The following is a 3,619-nucleotide window of genomic DNA, read 5'->3' on the forward strand; positions in this document are numbered from 1 at the left end:
CACGACTGCAGCTCGTCGGCGATCTCCACGCCGGAGCCGACGACGGTGGGGCCGAGGCCGCCGATCGCGTTGTGCCTGCCGAGGTCGCCCACCGTCCACTCGCGGCCGAGGTCGGCCTCCTCCTGCAAGTGGTGCAGCACCGACTGGATCGCGTTCGACTCGACGTTGCCGACGGGCTCGTCGGGGCGGTACTGCGACAGGTCCACGCCCATCCAGCCCGACAGGAAGGTCAGCGCGCCCTCCGGGCTTGCGTACTCCAGGTACTCCGCGTGCTTGGCGACCGCCTCCTCGTGCGTCGCGGCGGTGATCACCGTCAGCAGGGTGTAGATCTTCGCGTCGTAGCGGTCGCGGCCGGCCGCCTCGAGCCCGTCACGGATCCGCTTCACCGTGCCGGCGAGCACCTCCTTCGACGGGGCCGCCACGAAGATCGCCTCCGCGTTCTCAGCCGCGAAGCGCACGCCGCGCGGCGAAGCACCCGCCTGGTAGATCACCGGCGTGCGCTGCGGCGACGGCTCGGAGATGTGGATCCCCGGCACCGTGAAGTGCGTCCCCTCGTGGCCGATCGGATGGACCTTGGCGGGATCGGTGAACACCCCGTTCTCGCGATCCTCGATCACCGCGTCGTCCTCCCAGGACCCCTCCCAGAGCTTGTAGAGCACCTCGACGTACTCGTCCGCGTGGTCGTACCGGTCGTCGTGCTTCAACTGATCGTCCTGACCCATGTTGCGGGCGGCGCTCGGCAGGTAGCCCGTGACGACGTTCCACCCGACCCTGCCCCTCGTGAGATGGTCGAGCGTCGTCAGACGCCGCGCGAACGGGTAGGGGTGTTCGAACGCGGTGCCGGCCGTGATGCCGAATCCCAGGTTCTCGGTGACCGCGGCCATCGCGCTCACCAGCAGGATCGGGTCGTTCACGGGCACCTGCGCGCCGTTGCGGATCGCGGCCTCGTTCGTGCCGCCGTAGACGTCGTACGTGCCGAGCACATCCGCGATGAAGATGCCGTCGAACGTGCCGCTCTCGAGCAGCTTCGCGAGCTCGGTCCAGTACTCCAGCGTGTTGTACTGCCGCGAGCGGTCCTTCGGGTGACGCCAGAGCCCTGAGGACTGGTGGGCGACGCAGTTCATGTCGAATGCGTTGAAACGGATCTGCCGGGTCATCCCTGAATGAAAGCGGCCCGGCGTCCGAGCCGGCAAGGGAAGCGAAATCTCGCGTCACACGCGGGGCGGGCTCCTCCGGGATAGGATGGAGGGCTGTGCGCGAACACGGGAGGTGAGCACATGCCGAAGGAACAGGGTGAGAAGGTCGTCGCGACCAACCGTCGCGCCCGCCACGAGTACACGATCGAGAAGACGTACGAGGCGGGCCTCGTGCTCACCGGGACCGAGGTCAAGTCGCTGCGTCAGGGGCGCGCGAACCTCAGCGACGGGTACGCCTACATCAACGGCGGCGAGGCGTTCCTCGACGCCGTGCACATCCCCGAGTACTCGCAGGGGAGCTGGACGAACCACTCGTCGAAGCGGATCCGCAAGCTTCTGCTGAACAAGGACGAGATCGTCAAGCTCAGCCATGCGGTGTCGGCGGGCGGCTACACGCTGGTGCCGCTCAAGCTGTACTTCCTCAACGGCCGCGCGAAGATCGAGATCGGCGTCGCGAAGGGCAAGCGCGAGTTCGACAAGCGTCAGACCCTGCGCGAGCGGCAGGACAAGCGCGAGGCCGAGCGGGCCATGCGCACCCGCAACCGCATGGGGGAGTGACGTCCGAGGCCGTCAGTACGCTGATGGCATGGGCGTGCGCATCGAGTTCGAGGCGAAGGTCTACCGCTGGCAGGCGCGTACGCAGTCGTGGTTCTTCGTCGACGTGCCGGCCGACATCTCGAGCGATCTGCGCGAGCTGCCGGCGCCGCCGCGCGGATTCGGGTCGCTGCGCGTCGAGGCCCGCATCGGCGGCACCACCTGGCGCACGTCGATCTTCCCGGGGAGCGAGACGTACGCGCTGCCGCTGAAGCGCGCCGTGCGCGATGGCGAGGGGCTCTCCGAGGGACAGGTCGCGACCGTGCACCTCGACGTGCTCGAGCTCTGAGACTTGTCCACAGCCCGCCGCGGCGGGGCGCCGGATCTGCCTAGCCTCGACCCATGAGGCACGGATGACCGCGAGCGAGATCCTGCTGGCCGCGGCGCACGCGGCGCTCCTCGTCGTGTCGCTCATCCTGATCCGCATCGACATCGACCAGCACCGCCTGCCCGATGCGATCGTGCTCACGTCGGCCATCGGGCTGGCGGCGACGCTCGGACTCGTGGCGGCGCTGGCGGGCGATTCCGCGCCGCTCGGGCGGGCCGCGATCGGCGGGCTCGCGCTGTTCGGGCTCTACCTCCTGCTGGGGCTGGCAGTGCCTGCCGGACTCGGCGGCGGGGACGTCAAGCTCGCCGCGCTGCTCGGGATGCTGCTGGCCTGGCACGGCTGGACAGAGCTCGCCCTGGGGGCGATCACCGCCTTCATCGTCGGCGGCGCGCACGCGGCCGCGCTGCTGGCGACCGGTCGCGTGAGCCGCGACGCCCACATCGCCTTCGGACCGTGGATGATCTTCGGCGCCTGGGCGGGCCTGCTCGCGTAGCGGGGTGTCAAGCGTCTCGGCCCCGGCGATCGCCACGGATAGCCTGAGCCGCATGGCTGGTCTGATGGCGAAGGTCAAGGTGCTGATCGCGTGGGCGCTGGCCCGGAAGCCCGTGCGCGCCTTCCTCCTCTACTCCGAGCAGCAGGGCGCGCTTCTGGCCGGCGCCGTCACCTACCGCGCGCTCTTCTCGATCTTCGCGGGCGTGCTGCTGGGTTTCTCGATCGCGGCCATCTGGCTCACCGGGCAGCCCGAGCTCTGGCAGGCGCTCGTCGCCGCGGTCGACAACGTCATCCCGGGGCTCGTGGGCGAAGACGGCATCATCGACACCGAGGCGCTGCAGGAGCCCGCCAGCTTCACGCTCGCGGGAATCATCTCGCTCGTCGGTCTGCTGGCAGCGGCGATCGGCGCGGTCGGCGCCCTGCGCACCTCTATCCGCATGATGGCGGGCACCACGCACGCGACGTCGTCGCCCATCGTGGTGATCCTGCGCGACCTGCTGTTCGCGATCATCCTGGGCGGACTGCTGCTGGCGGCCGCCGTCTCGACATTCCTCGGCTCGGCCTTCGTCACGACCGTGCTCGACTGGATCGGCGCCGGGCAGACCGGCATCGCGGTCGTGCTGACGCGCGTGTTCACGGTGCTCATCACGCTCGCGCTGGACGCGATCATGATCGCCGTCATGTTCTGGATGCTGTCGGGAGTGAGGGCGGCTCCTCGCGCGGTGTGGGCGGGCGCCGTCCTCGGCGGCGTGGGCCTCGTCGTGCTGCAGCAGCTGTCGGGGCTGTTCATCAGCGGCGCCGGCTCCAACCCGCTGCTCGCCTCCTTCGCGTCGCTGATCGCGCTGCTGCTGTGGGTGAACCTGTCGGCGCAGGTGCTGCTGATCGCCGCCGCGTACATCATCGTCGGCGTCGAGGAGGGACAGGACCGCGTGCACGCGCGCTTCGCGGCCGAGACCTTCGCGCAGCGCCGCGTGCGGCGCGCCGAGAGCGCGGTGCAGGCGGCCGTGGG

General features: G+C 69.8%; 5 protein-coding genes. 4 read left to right on the forward strand and 1 reads right to left on the reverse strand.

Annotated features, from left to right (window positions below; genetic code table 11):
• On the reverse strand, window positions 1–1,157 hold a 1,157-nt coding region (locus RIF89_RS12165; protein WP_309069371.1), incomplete at its 3' end, for an LLM class flavin-dependent oxidoreductase.
• A gap of 120 nt (window positions 1,158–1,277) precedes the next feature.
• Here RIF89_RS12165 and smpB point away from each other — a divergent pair.
• From smpB to RIF89_RS12185, 4 genes are all read left to right on the forward strand, one after another.
• Window positions 1,278–1,754 (forward strand): SsrA-binding protein SmpB, encoded by a 477-nt coding sequence (smpB, locus tag RIF89_RS12170; protein ID WP_309069372.1) that lies wholly within the window; start codon window positions 1,278–1,280, stop codon window positions 1,752–1,754.
• 28 nt (window positions 1,755–1,782) lie between these two features.
• Window positions 1,783–2,079 (forward strand): DUF1905 domain-containing protein, encoded by a 297-nt coding sequence (locus RIF89_RS12175; protein ID WP_309069373.1) that lies wholly within the window; start codon window positions 1,783–1,785, stop codon window positions 2,077–2,079.
• Window positions 2,080–2,143: 64 nt separating this feature from the next.
• Window positions 2,144–2,611 carry a prepilin peptidase gene (locus tag RIF89_RS12180; RefSeq protein WP_309069374.1) on the forward strand — a complete coding sequence of 156 codons (468 nt, stop codon included), beginning with the start codon at window positions 2,144–2,146 and terminating at the stop codon, window positions 2,609–2,611.
• Between the two features lie 52 nt (window positions 2,612–2,663).
• Window positions 2,664–3,619, forward strand: a 956-nt coding sequence (locus RIF89_RS12185) for a YihY/virulence factor BrkB family protein (RefSeq protein WP_309069375.1), incomplete at its 3' end; no start/stop codon positions are given.

It is taken from the genome of Microbacterium sp., from assembly GCF_031178525.1.
Lineage (GTDB): Bacteria > Actinomycetota > Actinomycetes > Actinomycetales > Microbacteriaceae > Microbacterium.

Coding starts and splice junctions, on each gene's coding strand:
- smpB (WP_309069372.1), top strand. CDS start 1,278: ATGCCGAAGGAACAGGGTGAGAAGGTCGTCGCGACCAACCGTCGCGCC.
- RIF89_RS12175 (WP_309069373.1), top strand. CDS start 1,783: ATGGGCGTGCGCATCGAGTTCGAGGCGAAGGTCTACCGCTGGCAGGCG.
- RIF89_RS12180 (WP_309069374.1), top strand. CDS start 2,144: ATGACCGCGAGCGAGATCCTGCTGGCCGCGGCGCACGCGGCGCTCCTC.